Raw genomic sequence first — 19497 nt, 5'->3', positions numbered from 1 at the left:
CCTCCGAAGCGCCCCGCCCCGGATCGCCCCGCTTCCAACCACATCAACACCGACACCCTTTCCCCTCCCCACCTCATCGGCGGGTTTCCCGCCCGTCGCACCTCCCAGGAGGTCCCCCATGACCACACAGCAGAGCACGGACAGACTCACCGCGGTGCGCTCCGGAGTACAGCGCTTCGGAGGGTTCCTGTCGAGCATGGTGATGCCCAACATCGGCGCGTTCATCGCCTGGGGCCTGATCACCGCCCTGTTCATTCCGGACGGGTGGTGGCCCAACGAGCAGATGGCCGGGCTCGTCGACCCGATGATCAAGTACCTGCTGCCGCTGCTGATCGCCTACACCGGCGGCGCGCTGGTGCACGACAGGCGAGGCGGCGTCGTCGGCGCGGCCGCGACCATGGGCGTGATCGTCTCCGCGGACATCCCCATGTTCCTCGGCGCGATGTTCATGGGCCCGTTCGCGGCCTACCTCATGAAGCAGTTCGACCGGGTCGTCCAGCCGCGCATCAAGGCCGGCTTCGAGATGCTGGTCAACAACTTCAGCGCCGGCATCCTCGCCGCGATCCTGGCGGCCGTGGGCGTCTACGCCGTCGGCCCGATCGTCGAGGGAATCGCCACCGGCCTCGGCAAGGGCGTGCAGTTCCTCATCGACCTGAGCCTGCTGCCGCTGGTCTCGGTCATCGTCGAGCCCGCCAAGGTGCTGTTCCTCAACAACGCCATCAACCACGGCGTCTTCACCCCGCTGGGCACGGCCCGCGCGGTCGCCGACGGCAAGGCCATCGAGTTCCTCATCGAGTCGAACCCCGGACCGGGCCTGGGCATCCTGCTCGCCCTGATGTTCTTCGGCTCCAAGGTCAGCCGCGCCACCGCGCCCGGCGCCGCCGTCATCCACTTCTTCGGCGGGATCCACGAGATCTACTTCCCGTACATCCTCGCCCAGCCCAAGCTGATCCTCGCCGCCATCGGCGGCGGCATGTCCGGTGTCGCGACCTTCATGATCATGGACGCCGGCCTCGTCTCCGCCGCCTCCCCCGGCAGCATCATCGCGATCATGGCGGTCACCCCGCAGGGAGGACACCTGCAGGTCCTCGCCGGGGTCGTCGCCGCCACCATCGTCTCCTTCGTCATCGCCTCGCTCCTGCTCGGCTTCGGCCGGTCCGAGCGCAAGGCCGAGCGCGAGGAGAAGGCCAAGCAGGAAGCCGCTCAGAACCAGGAGAACAGCTGATGAGCACTATCGAGGGCTCCGACATCAAGAAGGTCGTCGTCGCCTGCGACGCGGGCATGGGCAGCAGTGTCCTGCTCACCTCGCAGCTGAGCAAGACCCTGTCCCCGTACGGCGTGTCCGTCGAGCACTCCCCGGTGGACCGGATCCCCGAGGGCGCCGACGTGGTCCTGTGCCACACCGGGCTGGTCGACCGGGCCCGGGCCCGCGTCCCCGGAACCGTCGTGATCAGCTTCCAGATGTTCCTGGGAGACCCGGCGTTCACCCGCCTGGAGCAGGCTGTGAAGAACGGGAGCACCCTTGCCGACTGATCTGGCGCTGACCGAGGACGCCGTCCGGCTGGGCCGCGAGGCCGCCGACCGGGCCGACGCCATCGACCAGTGCGGCGCACTGCTCGTCGAACTGGGCGCCGTCGAACCCGGCTACGTGCCCGCCATGCACGAGCGGGAGGCGTCCATCCCCACCTTCGTCGGTGAGGGCGTGGCCATCCCGCACGGCACGGACGCCTCACGGGCCCTGGTCAAGCGCACCGCGCTGGCCGTGGTCCAGTTCCCCGGCGGGGTCGACTGGGGCGGTCCCACCGTCCACGTGGCCATCGGCATCGCCGCCTCCGGGGACGAGCACCTGGGCGTGCTCTCCTCGCTGGCGGGGATCCTCACCGACCCGGAGAAGGCGGCGCGCCTGCGCTCCGCCGGCACCACGTCCGACGTCCTCGAACTGCTCGGCCCCCTACAGGACGGCTGAGCCCAACCGAACCACCCGCCGGTCCCCTGACCCAGGGCCGGCGGGCCCAGCAGAAAGGCCCGAACATGCTCGTCGCCCGCTTCTACGCCCCCGGTGACATCCGACTGGAGCAGGCCCCCGAGCCGACCGCCGGACCCGGACAGCTCAAGATCGCCGTCGCCAACTGCTCCACGTGCGGCACCGACGTGAAGATCTCCCGGCACGGACACCACCACATCCGTCCGCCCCGCGTGATCGGCCACGAGATCGCCGGGCGGATCGTCGAGGTGGGCGAGGGTGTCACCGGCTGGGCCGAGGGCGACCGCGTCCAGGTCATCGCCGCCATCCCCTGCGGCACCTGCGTGGAGTGCTCCGACGGCCGGCACACCGTGTGCTCGCGCCAGGAGTCCATGGGTTACCACTACGACGGCGGCTTCGCCGAGTACATGATCATCCCCGAGTCGGTCCTGGCCGTGGACGGGGTCAACCGCGTCCCCGACAACATCGACCTGGCCGAGGCCTCCGTCGCCGAGCCGCTGGCGTGCGTGCTCAACGGCCAGGAGATCGCCGGAGTCGGCGAGGGCGACACGGTCGTGGTCATGGGCGCCGGTCCGATCGGCTGCCTGCACGTCCGGCTGGCCCGCGCGCGCGGCGCCGCGAAGGTCTACCTGGTGGACATCAACCGGGGCCGCCTGGACATGTCCGCCGACATCGTCCAGCCCGACGCCTCGGTCTGCGGCGGCGAGACCGACGCCGTGGAGGAGGTGCTCCGCCTCACCGACGGCCGGGGCGCCGACGTCGTCATCACCGCCGCCGCCTCCGGGCGCGCCCAGGAGGACGCGCTGCGCATGGTCTCGCGCAGCGGCCGGATCAGCTTCTTCGGCGGCCTGCCCAAGGACGCGCCGATCATCCAGCTGGACTCCAACGCCGTGCACTACCGGGAGATCTCGATCTTCGGCGCCAACGGCTCCAGCCCCGAGCACAACCGCCGCGCCCTGGAGCTGATCTCCTCCGGCGCCGTGCCGGTGGCCGACCTGATCACCGAGCGGATGTCCCTGACCGACGTGCACAAGGCCATCGAGACGGTGGCCTCGGGCACCGCGATCAAGGTGACCATCCAGCCGTAGCGCCCGGCCGCAGCGCGCGTGCGCGAAGGCGGTACCGTCGCCGCCCCGGTGCGGCGACGGTACCGCCCGCCCGGGGCCCGGCGGCTTCCCACGACGTGCGGGCGCTGTCGCGCCCCGCCCTCCTGGGTTGTCCACAGGGGCTACCGCCGCCGGCCTCCCCGCGGTTTCCTGGACACACAAGACTTCTGCCGGACACGCGACCCGCCCGTCATCTCCACCGCCCCGCACAGCCGACCTCCCACCGCGACCCGCGGTCCGCGCACCGTCGGCACGGCGGCGCCCGCGCTCCCCGCGTCCGGGGAGGGGCGCTCCGGCGGGGCAAGGACCCTGACGGGCCCCGTCCACACCACCCCCGGCCCTTCCCGACGTACGGAGCGACCATGGCGAAGACCGAACCCCTCCCCGCCGCAGCCGGTGACACCCGGCTGACGGGTATCCCCGCCAGCCCGGGGGCCGCAGTCGGCCCGGTGGCGCGGATGGCCCCGCCGCCGTCCCTGCCCGACCAGCGGCCCGCCGTCGTGGACGCGGGAGAGGAGGCCGCGCGGGCGCGACAGGCCCTGGAAGAGGTGGCCGTCCTGCTCGAAGGCCGGGCCGCCGACCTCCAGGGCGACGCGGCGGCCGTGCTGAGCGCCCAGGCGCTCATGGCCCGCGACCCCGAGCTCGCCCGCCGCGCCGCCGAGCGCACCGAGGCCGGTGACCCCGCGGCCTGGGCCGTCCACGCGGCCTGCGGCGCCTACCAGGAGCTGCTCCAGGCGGCGGGCGGCTACCTCGCCGAACGCGCCGCCGACCTCGCCGACATCCGGGACCGCGCCACCGCCGTGCTGCTGGGGCTGCCGATGCCCGGGCTGCCCGACCCCGGTGTCGCGCACGTGCTGGTCGCCGACGACCTCGCGCCCGCCGACACCGTCCAGCTCGACGTCGAGCGCGTGCTCGCCATCGTCACGCGTTACGGCGGACCCACCAGCCACACGGTCATCCTGGCCCGGTCGCTCGGCATCCCGGCCGTGGTCGGCTGCGCGGGGGCCGCCGAACTGCGCGACGCGACCCCGGTGGCGGTGGACGGCGACGCCGGAACCGTCGAGGTCGAGCCCGACGAGGAGCTCGCCGAGCGGATGCGCGAGCGCACCGAGCGGCGGCGCGCGCTGCTGGCCCGGGCCACCGGTCCCGGCCGGACCGCCGACGACGTCCCGGTCTCGCTGCTGCTCAACGTCGGCGAGGGCGACCCGCGGAAGGCCGGCGCCCACGACAGCGAGGGCGTGGGGCTGCTGCGCACCGAGTTCCTCTTCCTGGAGCGCTCGGACCCGCCCACCGTCGAGGAGCAGACCGCCTCCTACACGGCCCTGTTCGAGGCGTTCGCCGGACGCACGGTCACGGTGCGGACCCTGGACGCCGGTTCGGACAAGCCCCTGGCCTTCGCCGCGACCGGACACGAGGACAACCCCGCGCTCGGCGTACGGGGGTTCCGCACCTCGCGGGTGCACCCCCACCTGATCACCGACCAGCTCACGGCCATCGCCGCCGCCACCCGGGAGACCTCCGCCAAGGTCCGGGTCATGGCGCCGATGGTGTCCACGCCCGACGAGGCGGAGGAGTTCGTCTCCCTCGCCCGCGAGGCAGGGCTCGACCAGGTCGGCGTGATGATCGAGGTGCCCGGCGCGGCGCTGCTCGCCGACCGGCTGCTGTCCCGGGTGGACTTCGTCTCGATCGGCACCAACGACCTGGCGCAGTACACCATGGCCACCGACCGGACCCTCGGCGCGCTGCCCGACCTGCTCGACCCCTGGCAGCCCGCGCTGCTCCAACTGGTGGGCACCGTCGGCGGCGCGGGAGAGCGCTCGGAACGCCCGGTGGGCGTGTGCGGCGAGGCCGCCGCCGACCCGCTGCTGGCCCTGGTGCTGGTGGGGCTGGGCGCGACCAGCCTGTCGATGTCCGCGCCCGCGCTGCCCGCCGTGCGCCACGCGCTGGCCCTGCACACCCGCAGCGACTGCCGCGAACTGGCCGACCTGGCGGTCGCCGCCTCCAGCGCCGAACAGGCGCGCGAGGCGGTCAGGGCCGCCGCCCACCCGGAGGCCGCCGACCGCTGACGCCCGCCCGGGCACGCCGTGCGCCCTCCCCTCCCCCGCATCCGGGACAGGGGAGGGCGCACGGCCGCGGGCGAGCCCGTCCTCAGCCCTCGGGGGTCGGCGCGGGCGGTCCCGGACACGTCCGCGTGGTGGTCCGCCCGGTGTCGAAGAAGTCGACGGCCGCCTCGGCGCAGTCCAGACCGGAGAGGGTTCCGTGCCCGTCGTCCTCCACGCTCATGACCTCTCCGCCGACGACCCGCCTCATGTCCAGCGCCCAGTCGTGCGGGGTGATCATCTCGTTGACGTGGCCCACCAGTTGCAGCGGGCTGTCCCCGCGGTTCAGGTCGGGAGCCGCACCCTCCTCGGGCCACCCGACGCAGGAGTGCTCGTAGAAGCCCATGGTGCCCATGACGGGGTACCGTTCGGCCCGCTCCAACCGGTTCTGCCACACTTCCCCGAAGTCGCGCGGGCTGTCGGAGTCGTTGCAGAGCAGCGACACCTGCGCGAAGGCGTCGAAGACGGGTTCGGAGTCCCAACCGGCGCCGGAGACCGGTCCGCGGGCGACCCCGGGCTCGGGCACGCCCCCGTCGAGGAGCGTGACGAGGGAGCGGGCGCTGGAGGACCATTCGCGTTCGGGGGTGGCCAGCAGCGCGGTCACGGCGTCGCCGTCGACGACCGCGCCGTCGGGTCCTGTGCGGGGCTCCTCAGTCAGCTCCTCCCGCAGTCCGTACACCTCCTCCCGGATGCGGTCGGCGTCTGTGCCGAGCCCGTAGTGGTCGTCGTGCTCGGCCATCCAGTCGGTGAAGCGGTGGAACGCGGCCTGGACGGCCATCGCCTGCCCCTCGTCCAACACGGTGACACTGGCCTCGGGTGAGACCACCGAGTCCAGGAGCATGGCCTCGACCCGGTCGTCGTACATCGACCTGTAGGCGGCGCCGAGCAGGGTTCCCCAGGACACTCCGTAGAAACCGATCGTCTCCGCGCCCAGCGCCTCGCGGATCAGATCCATGTCCCGGGCCACGTTCTCCGCGGTCAGCGAGTCCACGAACTCGGGGTCCCGGGCGTGGCATTCGCGGTTGATCCGGCTCTGCTCCCCGGCGACGTGCCGTGCGCTCTCCTCGTCGCTCAGGCCGGGGTCGGGGGCGGTGGCCTCCAGACCGCACTCCACGGCGTCGCTGTAGCCCACGCCGCGCGGATCGAATCCCACGAGGTCGTGGTTCAGAGCCAGGTCCGCGGCCTCGCTGCCGAGGATGCGCCCGGGCGTGGTCACGCCCGGATGCCCCGGGCCTCCGGGGTTGAACAGGATGGGATAGGCGCTCTCCTCGGCGGCGGGCACACGGGTCACCGCTATGTCGATCTTGCGCCCGTCGGGATCCCCGTAGTCCAGGGGCACCGGAACGGTGGCGCACAGGGTGCGGTCGTCGTTCTCGTCCCACCCCCGGGCGACGTCGGAGCACGGCCGCCACTCCGGTTCCGAGCCGGGGGCCGCCGATACGGGGGTGGCCACGGCGGTGAGCAGCAGTCCGGAGGTCGCGGCCAGCGCGGCGCTTCGGGCAAGGGGCACGGAGGTTCTCCCATCACACGGTTCTGTACGGGTCCACCGTCCGTGGTCGAACGGTGCGAACCCTCCGCACGCTACTGACGACCGCTCCGCACGCGCCTCGTCCGAACGGACGACCCGCCGTGCCTGCCGTGGCGGGGGCGGACCGGGCCCGACGTGCTTCGGCCGCCGCCCCGCACCGGCCCTCGTCGGGTGCTGCCCGGCCCGGGGCCCGCGCGCACCCGGTACGCGGGGACGGCACCGGGCGTCCGGGGACCTCAGGCCCCCCGCGTGCCGACCCGGACGAACTCGTCCCGGCTGATGAGCAGGTCGTGGTCGGTGTCGACGTCGAGGGCGAAGGCGTGCAGCGCGCTCATCCGGTCGAGCCCCAGATCCCGCTCGGCGTACGCCAGCCACTCGTGGATGTCGATGGAGCCGTCCTTGTCCGTGTCGAGCCGGGTGAACAGGTCGCTGGCTTCCCGCTCGGTCATGGTGCTGGGCAGAAACTTCTCGGGCATGGTGGTGCGCTCTTCCTCGTTCGCGGGGTCGGCCGGGTTGTGACCGTCGGCGGTACGTGTGCCCATCGTCCCACCGGGAGGGGCCGCTGCGCCGCCGGAGTTCCCGGGTGCGGTCTCCGCGGTGGCGCGGGGGCGGTTCTCTCGGCCGCCGGGCCGCCCGCGCCTCGCTGCTCCGCGCGCCAGCCGGGGGCGGGTGACGCGCCGAGACGGAGCCGTCCCGGGCCCGGCCTTCAGGAGGTCTGGCGTCGTGCGCGCCACTCCGGCGCGAGCACCGACCAGACCTCCATGTCGTGGCGCTCGCCCCGGTAGACGTAGCTCTCCCGCAGCACGCCCTCCCGCGTCATGCCGAGCCGCCGGGCGACGGCGATGCTGGCCTCGTTCGCCGAGGAGGCGTGCCACTCCACGCGGTGGACGCCCCGCTCCTCGACGGCCCAGTCGATGATCCGTTGGGCGGCCCTGGTCACCAGCCCTCGCCCCACGGCCGACGGTTCCAGCCAGCAGCCCGCCTCGGCGGTGCCGTGCTTGAGGTCCATCGTGCGGAAGAGGACCCCGCCGAGCAGCCGCTCACCCGACCAGATGCCGTAGATGCCTCCGGTGCCGGTGGCGGCCTTCTCCGCGTACGAGCGCAGGTAGGTCCGGCTCGACTCCAAATCCACGATGACGTCCGGGAGCGCGATGTGGCGTCCGATGAACTCGCGTCCCCGGTCGATGCCGGCCAGGAACTCCTCGGCGTGCCGCGGTTCGAGCGGGCGCAGTTCCGCGCCGTCCGTATCCAGGGGTAACGCGAACATCGCCAGCCTCCACAGCCGATCCGTGCGCATGGTGGACGGGATCATCCCATGGCGGCGTCTTCGGGCTCCGCCGCGGGTCGCGGTCGTGGGGTTGGACTGGACTGGGCTTGGGCGCTTACCGGGTGGGGGCTTTGAGGGTGTTGAGGAGGCTGGTCCACTCGGGGGTGGTGAAGGCGAGGTGGCCGAGTTCGCGGTTCTGGGTGTCGCGGACCAGCACGCTCTGCCCTTCCGCGACCTCTACACAGTTGTTGTTCACCCCGCTGCTGTAGCTGCTCTTGCGCCACTCACGGTTGCTCATCAAGTTCTCCCTGTACCTGTCGAACCAGCTCACAGCTGTCGCTGGTGGACAGCGCTTCCGATTGGATGGCCCCGAAGAGGCTGGCGCAGTAACGCACCTGCTCCACATCGTCGATGATCAGGTCATCGACCACGTACTCGGCCGTGACGACCATCGGGCGGTCGGGGAAGGCGTGGATCTTGAAGGGGCCGGAGAGGCCAGGGGGAAGCTTGCACCGTCCTGGCACGATCTGGAGTTTGAGGACTCGCTCATCAGACAACTTGAGGAGGCGCCCCAGTTGCTCCCTCATGGTGGCCTTGCTACCGAGAACCCGTCGGATAACACCTTCGTCTAACACCATCCACAATAGCGGCCGGTCGGCACCCCCAAGGATGGCCTGTCGTTTCATCCGCGACTCCACCAGCCGATCGAGTGCGTCCTCATCGGCGAACGGCTGCATTGCCATGTAGGTGGCGCGAGCGTAGGCGGAGGTCTGTACCAGCCCTGGGACGAGAACCGTGTGGTACTCGCGGATCTCGGTCGCGGCGTGCTCAAAATCCACAGCAGTCTGTGCGCCTGCCGGGTAGATGCTCTCGCCGTTGAAACTGCTCCATGACCTCTCGAAGACCCCGGAGGTCTCGAAGATCCGGTCCAGGGACTGGCACTGCTTGAGCTGAGGGGCGTAGATCGCCAACTCCCAGTAAGAGCTCGCGCGGATAGGAGGGACAGGTCCGGGGGCGAATATTCCCCGCTGCTAGCATCTGTAGCATGTCAGGCGCTTCGAGCTCGGCCGCTTGCGCGGCAGTGACCAGGACGTCCCGCTAGCGGCGGGACGTCCGGCACACAGCAACACCTCACCTGGAACGTCCAGCCGCTTCGTGATCAGACCGGAGCGGCCCTTCGTGCTGCTCGGAAACTCTTCAGAGCGACGGAGCAATTGATGCTTTCAGGCACTTCCACCACTTCATGCGGGATCGGTCCCGCCCCTGTGCGCGCATGGCTCGTGCTGTGCGCGATGTCGATGCTGCAGTTCTTCATCGCGGTCGACGTGACCGTGGTCAACATCGCGCTGCCCTCGATCGGCGCGGACCTCGGCGTCGGGGGACACTCCCTGACCTGGGTCGTGGTCGGCTACACCATCACCGGCGGAGGGCTGCTGATGCTCGGCGGTCGGCTCGGTGACCTTCTCGGCCGCCGCCGCACCCTCCTGGTCGGCACGAGCGTCTTCGGCGCGGCCTCCCTGCTGGCTGGCCTGGCCCCGTCCTTTCCGGTCCTGGTCGCGGCCCGCCTGCTCCAGGGCGCGGGCGAGGCTGTCGCGCTGCCCGCGGCGATGGCGACCATCGTGCTGCTCTTCCCCGAGGGGCCGCGCCGCTCACGGGCCCTGAGCGTGTGGGCGGCCGTGGCCAGCTGCGGCCTGGTTCTCGGGTTCGCCCTGTCAGGGATCATCACCGCCCACCTGGGCTGGCGCTGGGTCTTCCTGGTCTCGGTGCCCTTCATCCTGGTCGTGATCGTGGCCGCGCTGCTCCTGGTACCGGCCGACCGGCCCGCGTCCGGGGGACGGTGCCGCTTGGACCTTCCCGGTTCGCTCCTGCTGACCGCGTGCCCGCTGCTGTTCGTCTACGCCGCGGTCGAGGCGGGCGAGCCTGCCACCGGCCTGTGGGTCAGCGGGGTCGCGCTGGTGTGCGCGGTGCTGGCTGCTGCCGGGTTCGTGCGGGTCGAGTCGAGGTCGCCGAACCCGCTGGTCCCGCTGACCTTCTTCGCCGATCGGGCCCGGCTGCGGGCGAACCTGACGACGATGCTGCTCAGCGGTGCGTTGTCGACCTCGTTCCTGCTGTTCACGTTCTACCTGCAGGACAGGCTCGGTATCGGGCCTCTGGGGGCAGGCCTGACGATGCTGCCCCTGGCCGTGGCGCTGATCGTGGCCTCGGTGCTCGTGCCTCGGCTGCTGGGACACTGGGGCGCACGCGCCTGCGTGCTGGTCGGCCTGGCAGCGGCTGCCGGCGCGATGGGCGTGGTCGCGCTCGTGGCCGTCCTGGGTGGTGGAGCGGTGTGGCTGCTCCCGGGGATGCTACTGATCGCAGCGGGCATGGGCTTCGGGCTCGTGGGTCTGCAGTACATCGCAGTCAGCGGCACCACCGAGGAGGACGCCGGGATCGCCTCCGGCGTCCAGCGAGCATCTGACCAGCTCGGCGGAGCAGCCGGGGTGGCCGTCTACGTCGGCCTCGGGTTCGCACCGGCCCTGCACTCCGGGGACCCGTTCGTGGTCGCTGCGGTGCTCGCCGTTATCGGGCTGGTCGTCGGTGCCGTGGTCATCTCCCGCTCGCCGTCCACCGCGGCGGGGCAGCCGCACGTCGGGTAGCAGGACCGGGGCCGCCGCGCCGCGCCCGGACGGGTACGGCGCGGCGGCCCCGCCCTTCTTCTCGACGACGATCACAAGACCACGTGCCCGTCCTGCCCGGCTTCATCGCCGACCCTCTGTGGGAACAGTTCCGAGCCCTGCTGCCCGAACGCAACATCAACCACCCTCTGGGGTGTCACCGCCCGCACATCCCAGACCGGGTCGTTTTTGACAAGCTTCTGGCCCGCCTCGTCCTGGGAGGTACCTACCAGCAGCACGCCGATGAGACCTGCTCGGCGACCACGATGCGAGCCCGCCGGGACGAGTGGATCCGTGCCGGCGTGTTCGAGCGGCTCCACCACCTGGCGCTGGAAGCCTACGACCAGGCTGTCGGCCTCGACCTGGACAACCTCGTGGTCGACGGATGCATCGTCAAGGCACCGTGCGGAGGAGAGAACACCGGCCGCAGCCCTGTCGACCGCGGCAAATCGGGTCTCAAGAGATCGGTGCTCGTGGACGGCGGCGGGATTCCGATCGGATGGGTGCTGGCCGGGGCCAACAGGAACGACTCTCCGCTCCTGCGTCCGACGCTAGAGACCCTCGCCGTGTTCGGATTCAGGCTTCCTGAGGTCATTACGGTTCACCTGGATGCGGGCTATGACTCGGCTCGGACCCGGGATCTTCTCTCCGAGCTGGGCTGCACCCCGAACATCACTCCCAAGGGGGTATTCCTGCCTATCAACCACACTCGTAGATGGGTCGTCGAGCGGACCAACTCATGGCACAACAGAGGGTTCTCGGCGCTGGCGAGGGTGACCGACCGGCAAGGGTGCGTGCAGAACGCCTGGGTGGCGCTGGCCAGCGCGATCATCATCATCCGCCGCCTGGTCCGGCAGTCCTGGAAGCGCTACCGGTGGGACTCTCGTCCTGCCCGGTGCCCCTGATCCATACGCCGTCCTATCCGCGCGAGCTCTAAGAGATGAGCGAGGTGGAGCAGTTCATCTGCTCAGCCACCCGTTCCTGGGTCCAGGACCTGGCCTTGCGGTGTTTGCGCAGCTCAGTGGCGAACTTCCGGTACGCAGGGTTGGGTTTGCGCGGCATGGTGCTCCAAGGGAATCAAACAGATTCGATTCTCTTTGAGGATTCTGCCAGGCAGGGCCATCTGGGGCGAGAGTTCGCGAGAAACATTTGGCATCTATGGAAACTTCTTCGCTGGCGGGGTCAAGGTTGTTGTGCGTCGGTGATTTGAGCGTTCGGCGTTATATCTCTCAAATTCTTAGAATTCGGACAATTTGTCCATGGGGTGCAGGGTGCTCTCGATGGAGAAGTGAAAGGCATTGATTAGTGTGAACAGCTTTGGCGTGCCGCGACCGAGGCGGGCGGCGGAGGACGGCGGGAGCGACTTGCCGCGTCGGGGGAGTGGCGGGACCGGGGTGCGCACGGCGTTCTTCGGGCCGGAGGTGAGCCAGGCGCCTCAGATCCGTAGCTGGTGCCAGCGGGGCGCTCGGGTTCAGGTCCACCGGACCTTCTCCCCGGTGCTGGTGGTGAGTGAACTGGTCAACAACGCCTGGCTGCACACCGCCTCCGGTGCCCCTGGTGGCCGGGTGAAGCTCCAGATGCGGCACCTGTCGAAGCAGGTCATCCACCTGGCGGTCACCGACGACGGGCCGCGCCCCGGTCAGCCCGCGTGCCTTCCCCGTCTGTCACCGCGCAGCGACGACCTTCGCGTCGGCGGACGCGGCCTGCACCTCGTGGACCGCCTGTCCGTGGAGTGGGGCTGGAGCGGCGAGCCCGGCATGCCCCTGACGGTGTGGGCGCACGTCGACCCCCACGCGCCCGTCCCCGAACCCGACGACGCCGTCGCGGTCTGAGGGAACACTGCCACCGGAGCGGGGAGCGCAGCCCTGTCGGGGCCGATGGCACCCGCGCGAAAGCATCAGAAAGCGAGGTGCCCCGAACCGGTGTCACGAGCACCGGGCCGGGGCGTGATCACCACCTGACAACACCAGGAGGAGACCGTGGAAAACCCTATCGGCAGGCACCGCAGGCGTCACCGCTCATGGGCCGAACGGATGTGGATGCTGTGCGCCGCCGCGCTCGCGTGGACGCTGGGACACCTGCTCGGCACGCGACGCCCGACCGGGGCCATCGAGAGTGCGCCGCCGCGTCCCGAGCTTCCGCCCGTCCCCGCGCCGCGACCGCGACCCGCCCCTGAATCGCGACCTGCTTACGCACCGAGGCCCCCGTCCGCGCCGCGGCCTGCCTTCGGGCTGAGGCCCGCGTCCGCGCCGCGACCTGCCTTCGGGCTGAGGCCCGCGTCCGCGCCGCGCCAGCGATCTGTTCCCGAGTCGCGGCCCGCGTCCGACAAGCGGCGCCCCACCCTGAACCCCGACCGCACGGCGGGCGCGCTGGTCCGCCCCTACATGCCTCCGCTGCCACGGGTTCCGGTCGGCGACCTGCTGGCCGCACCGTCTTCCGCCGCGCCCACGGCTCCCGCCACGGCAATGGCCTGCCGCACGACCAGTTCCCCTCCGGGTGAGTTCGACGAACTCCGGGACCTGGTGCGCGTCTGGTGCGCCCTGTCCGACTGGGGTTCCCCATGTGAGCCGAGGTGAGGGCCCGTGGCGCCGCGTAGCCGCTCAGCCATGAGGCCGCTCAGCCCCGGGGGCTCTCCCAACGGCCGCCGACCACCTCGGGCACCAGGTCGAACCTTTCGAGGAACGCCTGGACCAGCTCCTCCACATCGCTGGAGCCGGACGCGCACCACGCCTGGTGGCCGCTGTTGAGCACGGACAGGAAAACCGAGGCCAGGACCCCCGGGCGCGGGTCGGTGACCGGATCGACGCCGGTGCGCTCGCCCAGCGCCCGGGCCAACCGCTCCTGCCTGCGGTGGCAGTAGCGCATGTTGACCTCGATCAGCTCGGGGCTCTCGGACACCAGCCCCATGGCGCTGCCCCGGAGGTGGAGCGTCTCGCGTTCGAGGTAGGCCCAGTGGTCGAGCATCGCGTTGCGCAGCGCGGCGAACGGCGACTCCTCGGCGGGACGGGCCAGCAGGGCGGCGAACAACTGCTCGTCGAGGTCCTCGACCGCCTCCAGGACCACGTCCTCCTTGGAACCGAAGTAACGGAAGAACGTGCGCTGGGAGACCCCGACGCACGAGGCGATCTCCTCTGTCGTCGTCCCCTGGTAACCGTTCTCGTGGAACAGGCGCAGCGCCGACTCCATGAGGGACTCGCGCATCCGGGCCTTCTTGCGCTCGCGCAGCCCGAGCTGCTCCCCCGGTTCGGCGCTCGTCGTGCTCATGGACGTGCCCTCCCGCGTGTCGGCTCTGTCCGCTGGTTCCGGCTCTGTCGACCGAGGATACCGTGTGAAACAGATTACGTCAGCGACTGACAAAACGCACTTGCTGCAAAGAGTCAGTGACAGACATAATCGTGCGGACGACGACACCGGCCCCCAGGGGGAACCATGACCGCACAGACCGTCCCGAAGGCCGCTCCGGAGACGGAGCGCGAGCGGCGCTGGACGGAGAGCCCCTGGGCGACTCTGGTCGCCATCGCCTTCGGCGTGATGATGGTGGCGCTGGACGGCACCATCGTGGCCGTCGCCAACCCCGCGATCGGCACGAGCCTGGGCGCCTCGCTGGCCGAACTCCAGTGGGTGACCCACGGCTACCTGCTCGGCCTGGCGGTCTTCCTGATCACGGCGGGCAAGATCGGCGACCGCTTCGGCTACCGCAACACCTACCTGGTGGGCGCGGTCGGCTTCGTGCTCAGCTCGGTGGCGATCGCGCTGTCGGCCGGTGTCATCATGCTCGTCGCCTTCCGGGTGCTGCAAGGGATTTTCGGGGCGCTGCTCCTGCCCTCGGCGATGGGCCTGCTGCGCGCCAGCTTCCCGCCCAGCAAGCTCGGCCGGGCCTTCGGCGTCTTCGGCAGCCTCATCGGCGCCGCCACGGCGGGCGGCCCCATCCTGGGCGGCGTCCTGGTCGGCTCCCTCGGCTGGGAGGCCGTCTTCTACATCAACGTCCCGGTGGGCGCGGTCGCCCTCGGACTCGGCCTGTGGCTGCTGGCCGCCAACAAGCCGACCGACGCCGGAAGCCGGATGGACGTGCCCGGCATCGTGCTGCTGAGCATCGCCATCTTCGCCCTGGTGTGGGCCCTGGTGGAGGCGCCCAGCGTGGGCTGGGGCCACCCCGTCACACTGGGCTCGCTGGCCGTCACGGCGGTCTTCACCGCGGCCTTCCTGGTGTGGGAACGCCGCGCTGAGCAGCCCCTGCTCCCGCTCGGCCTGTTCGCCAACCCCTCGGTCTCCATCGGTACCGTCCTGACGGTCGCGATGGCGCTGAGCCTGATGGGGTCGCTGTTCTTCATCACCTTCTACCTCCAGGGCGTGCGGGGCATGAGCCCCGCCCAGACCGGCCTCCAGCTCATCTCCATGACCGCGCTGATGGCGGTCACCTCGCCGATCGCGGGCCGGATCCTGGACCGGGTCGGCGCCCGGCCGCCCACGACGGCGGGCCTGCTGCTGGCGTCGGCGGGCATGTTCATGCTGTCGCTGCTGCGGACCGACACGGGCGTGCTCTACATCTCGGCCGCGTTCGTGCTCCTCGGCACGGGCCTGAGCCTGATCATGACCGGCGCCACGGCGGCGATCATCGGCAACGCCCCCGTGCGGTACGCCGGTGTCGCCTCGGCGGTGCAGCAGGCAGCCATGCAGCTCGGCGGCTCGCTGGGCACGGCGGTCCTGGGCGCGGTCATGTCCGCGACCATCGTCGCCACCCTGCCCGGCCACTTCGCCGCCGCGGGGCTGGCCGAACCCGCCGCAGGGGAGCTGGCGGGCATGCAGAGCGTCGTGGCCCAGGGCGGCGCGGTGCTGCCCGAGGGGGCGACCCCGGAGGTCGTGGCGGCCGTGACCGGGGCCAGCAACCTGGCCTTCATGGAGGGCCTGCAGCTCGCCTTCACCATCGCGGCGGCGGTCATGCTGGTCGCCGCGGTGCTGTCGCTGTTCATGCGCTCGGGCAGGATGACCGACGGCCCGGCCGTCCACATCTAGCCGGGAGCTGGGCCCGCTCCCGTCACAGGGGGACGCCGGACCGGTCCCGGGCACGCCGGGGTGGGCTTGCGCAGGCGTCAGACCGGATCGCGGGAACGCCGATGCCGCACGGGTTCGCGGGCGCGCCCGTGCTGCCGGAGGCCGTGGACCCCCTGTATCCAGGAAACCGCGAAAGAGGAGGCGGCGCCACCCCCTGTGCACAAGGGTGGTGCCGCCTTCGGCCTGCGCGTTCCCTGGCGGCAGACTCTGCGGTGCGGCGGTCTCCGCCGCACCGCTATCCATGCGACCCGACAGGGGGCGTCTCTTGACCGACCGCACCGGCCCGCACCGGGCCTACCTGGACGAGCTGTTCGGGCTCACCGGCCGCCGTGCCCTCGTGACGGGAGGGAACTCGGGGATCGGCCGCGGCATCGCCGAGGCCCTGGGCCGCGCCGGGGCGAGCGTCCACCTGGTGGCCCGCGACGCCGGACGCCTGGCCCGCACCGCCGAGGAGTTCGCCGCCCGGGGGGTCGAGGTCGGCACCACCCCGATCGACCTGGCCGACCGCGACGCGCTCGGGGAGTTCTGCGTGAGCGAGCCGGTGACGGGGGCGGACGTCCTGGTGAACGCGGCGGGGGTCAACCACCGGCCTCCGCTCGGGGAGACGACGGAGGAGGTCTGGACCGAGACGCTGGCGGTCAACCTCGCCGCGCCGTACCTGCTGGGCCAGGCGTGCGGGCCGCGGATGGCCGAGCGGGGCTGGGGCCGGATCCTCAACATCGGTTCCCAGCAGTCGTGGAGCGCGTTCGGCGACTCGGGGGTGTACGGCGTCAGCAAGGCCGGAATCGGCGGGCTCTCACGCTCCCAGGCCGAGGCGTGGTCGCCGCACGGCGTCACCGCCAACACCGTCGTCCCCGGATTCGTGGTCACGCCGATGACGCTGCCAACCGTCGCGGTGCCCGGCCGGGAGGAGCGGCTCGCGGCACGCACCATGGTCGGACGCAACGGCCTTCCCCGCGACTTCGCGGGGCTGGCGGTCTTCCTCGCCTCGGACGCCTCCGCCTTCGTCACCGGGCAGATGCTGGCCGTCGACGGCGGTCTCAGCGTGCACTGACCCGTTGCGCGGGCGTGGGCGGACCTGGTCCGGAACGCGGCCGTGCCGGTGCCGTCCCGAACCCCGGGCGCGCGGTGCCCTACGGGTTCGCGGGCACGCCGTCGGCTCTGCGGCCTTCGGGCATGCCGCCCGGCCTCCAACCCCGTGCACGCCGATGCCGCTGGGAGTTGCGGACCCCCTGTATCCAGGAAACCGCGAAAGAGGAGGCGGCGCCACCCCCTGTGGACAAGGGTGGCGCCGCCTCTACCGCTCCACTTCCACGATCGCACCGCCTCCGCTGTGCACGGAGCCGCCGACCGTGACCGACCGGCCTGGCTGTCCGAAACCCCTCCGGGCCCGGACCGGCGGCTCAGGTCGTGTAGTCGGCGTTGATCCGGATGTACCCCTCGGTCAGGTCGCAGCCGTAGACCGTGAAGGCGCCGTCGGCGACACCCAGACCGACGCCGATCACCACCTCGTCGCCCTTCATGTGCTGGGCGGCGCGCTCCAGCACCTCGTCCGTGGCCTGCGCCGGGTAGGTCTCCACGTCGCCGAAGGAGATCCGCACGTTGCCCGGGAGGATGTCGGTCTCCTCCTCGCACTTGCCTACCGCCATCGCCACCCGGCCCCAGTTGGGGTCCGCGCCGTGCACGGCGGTCTTCACCAGCGGGGAGTTCACCACCGCTTTGGCCACCCGCTTGGCCTGGGCGTCGTCGCGCGCGCCGGTCACGCGCACTTCGATCAGCTTGCCGGCGCCCTCGCCGTCGGAGGCGATCATCCGCACCAGCTTCAGGGCCACCTCGTACAGCGCCGCCTCGAACTCCGCCGCGTCCACCGGCCCGGCCAGGCCGTTGGCGAACACCGCCGCCGAGTCGCTGGTGGAGGTGTCGGTGTCGATGCTCAGCGCGTTGAACGTGCGGTCCACCACCCGGCGGAACACCTCGTCCAGCACCGGCTGCTCCAGCTCGGCGTCGGTGAAGAACCAGGCCAGCATGGTCGCCATGTTCGGCTCGATCATGCCCACGCCCTTGGCGATGCCCGTCAGCGTCGCCCCGCCCACCGTCGCCGAGGCGGTCTTGGGCCGGGTGTCGGTGGTCATCATCGCCGCGGCCGAGCGGTCCAGGTCGGCCGGGGGGAACTCCGCGGGCAGGGCGTCCAGGTAGGAGCGGACCTTCTCGATCGGGTACGGGCGGCCGATCACCCCGGTGGAGGCGACCAGCACCTCCTCGGGCGGCACGCCCGCCGCCCGCGCCACGCGCTCCTGGAGTTCGCGGGCGTGGCTGTCACCGACCCCGCCCGTGGCCACGTTGGCGTTGCGGGCGACCACCGCCACCCCCCGCGCGCTGCCGTCGGCCGCCGAGCGGCGGCTCAGCAGCACGCTGGGTCCGGCGAACCGCGACCGGGTGAACACGGCGGACACGCGGGCGGGGACCTCCGACACCACCGCGAAGAAGTCGTCGTTGGGGTCCTTGATCCCGATGTTTCCGGCCACGCCGCGGAAACCTGCGGGCACGGGGGTCTGGCTGCTCATCGTCCTCCTCGGGGCTTCTCCGGCGCCAGACTACTCCGCCGCGCGCCGCGGCCCTCATTACGGCTGCGACCTGCGGGGGTTTCGTCCTGTGCACCTCCCGAACCCGTGTGACAACAACCTGATAACGGGGTATCGCCGGAAGACGAGACCACCCGGGGGGAGGCGTGTTGTGCGTGATGGTGACTGGCTCACGGAGACAGGGGCGCGGATTCGGGGCGTTCTGAAGGTGATGGTGGACGCCGGGTGGCTGCCCGGCGGAGCCGCCGTGATCGGCACCGGCGGGATGTGGGAGTTCGTCGCCGTCGGCCGCGTCGACGGCGAGCACGACACCGCCCCGGACGTGGCCTACGACGTCGCGAGCCTGACGAAGGTCATGGCGACCTGGCCGCTGGTCGGCCAGGCTGTCGCCGAGGGGATCATGGACCTGGACGCCCCGATGTCGGAGTACCTGGACGTGGACCACCTGCCCGGCGCGGAGGTCACCACACGGCAGATCCTCACCCACACCGGCCGCCTCAACCCCGTGACCTGGCTGGAGAGATACGTGGGCACCGACCGGGACCTCGCGGAGGCGATCCTCGCCGACCCGCTGGAGGAACCCGGCTACGCCTACGTCGACCGCGGGTTCATCCTGCTCGGCATGCTCCTGGAACGCCTCTACGGCACGGGCCTGGACCGGCTGGCCCGCGACCTGTGGGAACGGATGGGCATGCGTTCCACCGCCTTCGGGCCCCTGACGCGTTCGCCCGGCGTGGCGCCCACCGAGCGCCGCATTCCGGGAGCCGCCCCCACATGGGGGGTGGTGCACGACGAGGCGGCCGCGCTGATGGGCGGCGTGGCGGGGCACGCCGGGGTGTTCAGCACCGCCATCGACCTCGGCGCGTTCACCCGGGAGATCCTGCGGATGCACGACGGGGGACAGGGGCCGGTGCCGTCCTCCTACGTGCGCGCGAGCTGGCAGCCGCACGTGGACGCTGGGGCCAGGCTGTGGCGCGGCCTGGGCTGGCTGGTCACACCGGAGGGGGTGGTCTACCACAACGGTTTCACCGGAACGAGCCTGTTCATGCACCCGCAGAGCGGCCGGTACGTGGGCATGCTCACCAACGCCGTGCACTACGGGCGCGACCGGACCGGGCTGGTGGACCTGCGGTCGGCCGCGCGGTCGGCGCTCACGCCGCAGGCGCACGAGTCCTCGTCCTGAGACGGGCGGCGACGGCCGACACGGGCGTTGGGAGCGCGCCCA

The 19497-nt window shown here is 71.5% G+C and carries 19 protein-coding genes; 11 read left to right on the top strand and 8 right to left on the bottom strand.

Features of this window, described 5'->3' with window-relative positions:
* The first annotated feature begins 118 nt into the window (after positions 1-118).
* The 5 genes from mtlA to ptsP all read left to right on the top strand — a co-directional run bounded on the left by mtlA (position 119) and on the right by ptsP (position 5156).
* Positions 119-1225, top strand: a complete 1107-nt coding sequence (mtlA, locus tag ABD54_RS10285) for a PTS mannitol transporter subunit IICB (RefSeq protein WP_047869220.1) — start codon at positions 119-121, stop codon at positions 1223-1225.
* Complete coding sequence (locus ABD54_RS10280; RefSeq protein WP_047869219.1) at positions 1225-1533, top strand: PTS lactose transporter subunit IIB; 309 nt, start codon at positions 1225-1227, stop codon at positions 1531-1533. Before mtlA ends, ABD54_RS10280 begins: the two co-directional genes overlap by 1 nt.
* On the top strand, positions 1523-1966 hold the full coding sequence (locus ABD54_RS10275) for a PTS sugar transporter subunit IIA (protein ID WP_047869218.1): 444 nt from the start codon (positions 1523-1525) through the stop codon (positions 1964-1966). Before ABD54_RS10280 ends, ABD54_RS10275 begins: the two co-directional genes overlap by 11 nt.
* A 65-nt stretch (positions 1967-2031) precedes the next feature.
* Positions 2032-3072: a zinc-dependent dehydrogenase gene (locus ABD54_RS10270; RefSeq protein ID WP_047869217.1), complete on the top strand. Its 1041-nt coding sequence runs from the start codon at positions 2032-2034 to the stop codon at positions 3070-3072.
* A 380-nt stretch (positions 3073-3452) separates the two neighbouring features.
* Positions 3453-5156 (top strand): phosphoenolpyruvate--protein phosphotransferase, encoded by a 1704-nt coding sequence (ptsP, locus tag ABD54_RS10265; protein ID WP_047869216.1) that lies wholly within the window; start codon positions 3453-3455, stop codon positions 5154-5156.
* A gap of 82 nt (positions 5157-5238) precedes the next feature.
* Here ptsP and ABD54_RS10260 read toward each other — a convergent pair whose 3' ends face one another.
* From ABD54_RS10260 to ABD54_RS10240, 5 genes are all read right to left on the bottom strand, one after another.
* On the bottom strand, positions 5239-6699 hold the full coding sequence (locus tag ABD54_RS10260; RefSeq protein ID WP_047869215.1) for an alpha/beta fold hydrolase: 1461 nt from the start codon (positions 6697-6699) through the stop codon (positions 5239-5241).
* 254 nt (positions 6700-6953) lie between these two features.
* On the bottom strand, positions 6954-7259 hold the full coding sequence (locus ABD54_RS10255; protein WP_047869214.1) for an EF-hand domain-containing protein: 306 nt from the start codon (positions 7257-7259) through the stop codon (positions 6954-6956).
* A gap of 164 nt (positions 7260-7423) precedes the next feature.
* Positions 7424-7984, bottom strand: coding sequence for a GNAT family N-acetyltransferase (locus tag ABD54_RS10250; protein WP_047869225.1), 561 nt, complete (start codon positions 7982-7984; stop codon positions 7424-7426).
* Between the two features lie 115 nt (positions 7985-8099).
* A complete protein-coding gene (locus ABD54_RS10245; RefSeq protein WP_047869213.1) occupies positions 8100-8282 on the bottom strand; it encodes a DUF397 domain-containing protein in 183 nt (60 codons plus the stop codon).
* A complete protein-coding gene (locus tag ABD54_RS10240) occupies positions 8269-8955 on the bottom strand; it encodes a DUF5753 domain-containing protein (RefSeq protein WP_200904080.1) in 687 nt (228 codons plus the stop codon). The genes ABD54_RS10245 and ABD54_RS10240 overlap by 14 nt, the downstream gene beginning before the upstream one ends.
* A gap of 321 nt (positions 8956-9276) precedes the next feature.
* Between ABD54_RS10240 and ABD54_RS10235 the strand changes: the two genes are divergently transcribed.
* Together ABD54_RS10235 and ABD54_RS10230 are read left to right on the top strand one after the other, a co-directional pair.
* The gene (locus ABD54_RS10235) at positions 9277-10620 is read left to right on the top strand and encodes an MFS transporter (protein WP_047869223.1); all 1344 of its coding nucleotides are present in this window, start codon (positions 9277-9279) and stop codon (positions 10618-10620) included.
* Positions 10621-10703: 83 nt separating this feature from the next.
* A complete protein-coding gene (locus ABD54_RS10230; protein WP_047869212.1) occupies positions 10704-11543 on the top strand; it encodes an IS5 family transposase in 840 nt (279 codons plus the stop codon).
* A gap of 28 nt (positions 11544-11571) precedes the next feature.
* Here the strand turns inward: ABD54_RS10230 and ABD54_RS29495 are convergent, their stop codons facing one another.
* Positions 11572-11700: a helix-turn-helix transcriptional regulator gene (locus ABD54_RS29495; RefSeq protein ID WP_327136699.1), complete on the bottom strand. Its 129-nt coding sequence runs from the start codon at positions 11698-11700 to the stop codon at positions 11572-11574.
* 245 nt (positions 11701-11945) lie between these two features.
* On the opposite strand from ABD54_RS29495, the gene ABD54_RS10225 reads away from it, so the two are divergent.
* Positions 11946-12470, top strand: coding sequence for an ATP-binding protein (locus tag ABD54_RS10225; protein WP_327136698.1), 525 nt, complete (start codon positions 11946-11948; stop codon positions 12468-12470).
* Between the two features lie 784 nt (positions 12471-13254).
* Here the strand turns inward: ABD54_RS10225 and ABD54_RS10220 are convergent.
* The gene (locus tag ABD54_RS10220) at positions 13255-13902 is read right to left on the bottom strand and encodes a TetR/AcrR family transcriptional regulator (protein ID WP_047869210.1); all 648 of its coding nucleotides are present in this window, start codon (positions 13900-13902) and stop codon (positions 13255-13257) included.
* Positions 13903-14067: 165 nt separating this feature from the next.
* Here ABD54_RS10220 and ABD54_RS10215 point away from each other — a divergent pair, with 165 nt between their 5' ends.
* On the top strand, positions 14068-15651 hold the full coding sequence (locus ABD54_RS10215; protein WP_047869209.1) for an MFS transporter: 1584 nt from the start codon (positions 14068-14070) through the stop codon (positions 15649-15651).
* Between the two features lie 304 nt (positions 15652-15955).
* Positions 15956-16744, top strand: a complete 789-nt coding sequence (locus ABD54_RS10210; protein WP_047869208.1) for an SDR family NAD(P)-dependent oxidoreductase — start codon at positions 15956-15958, stop codon at positions 16742-16744.
* Between the two features lie 349 nt (positions 16745-17093).
* On the opposite strand, the gene argJ is transcribed toward ABD54_RS10210, so the two are convergent.
* Positions 17094-18254, bottom strand: coding sequence for a bifunctional glutamate N-acetyltransferase/amino-acid acetyltransferase ArgJ (gene argJ, locus ABD54_RS10205; protein WP_047869207.1), 1161 nt, complete (start codon positions 18252-18254; stop codon positions 17094-17096).
* Between the two features lie 169 nt (positions 18255-18423).
* Here argJ and ABD54_RS10200 point away from each other — a divergent pair, with 169 nt between their 5' ends.
* A complete protein-coding gene (locus ABD54_RS10200; protein WP_047869206.1) occupies positions 18424-19455 on the top strand; it encodes a serine hydrolase in 1032 nt (343 codons plus the stop codon).
* The last annotated feature ends 42 nt before the right edge of the window (positions 19456-19497 follow it).

Source organism: Nocardiopsis sp. RV163, from assembly GCF_001029525.1.
Classification (GTDB): domain Bacteria; phylum Actinomycetota; class Actinomycetes; order Streptosporangiales; family Streptosporangiaceae; genus Nocardiopsis; species Nocardiopsis dassonvillei.
Note: the sequence above shows the minus strand (reverse complement) of the source record. Positions and strands in the feature narration are given on the sequence as shown.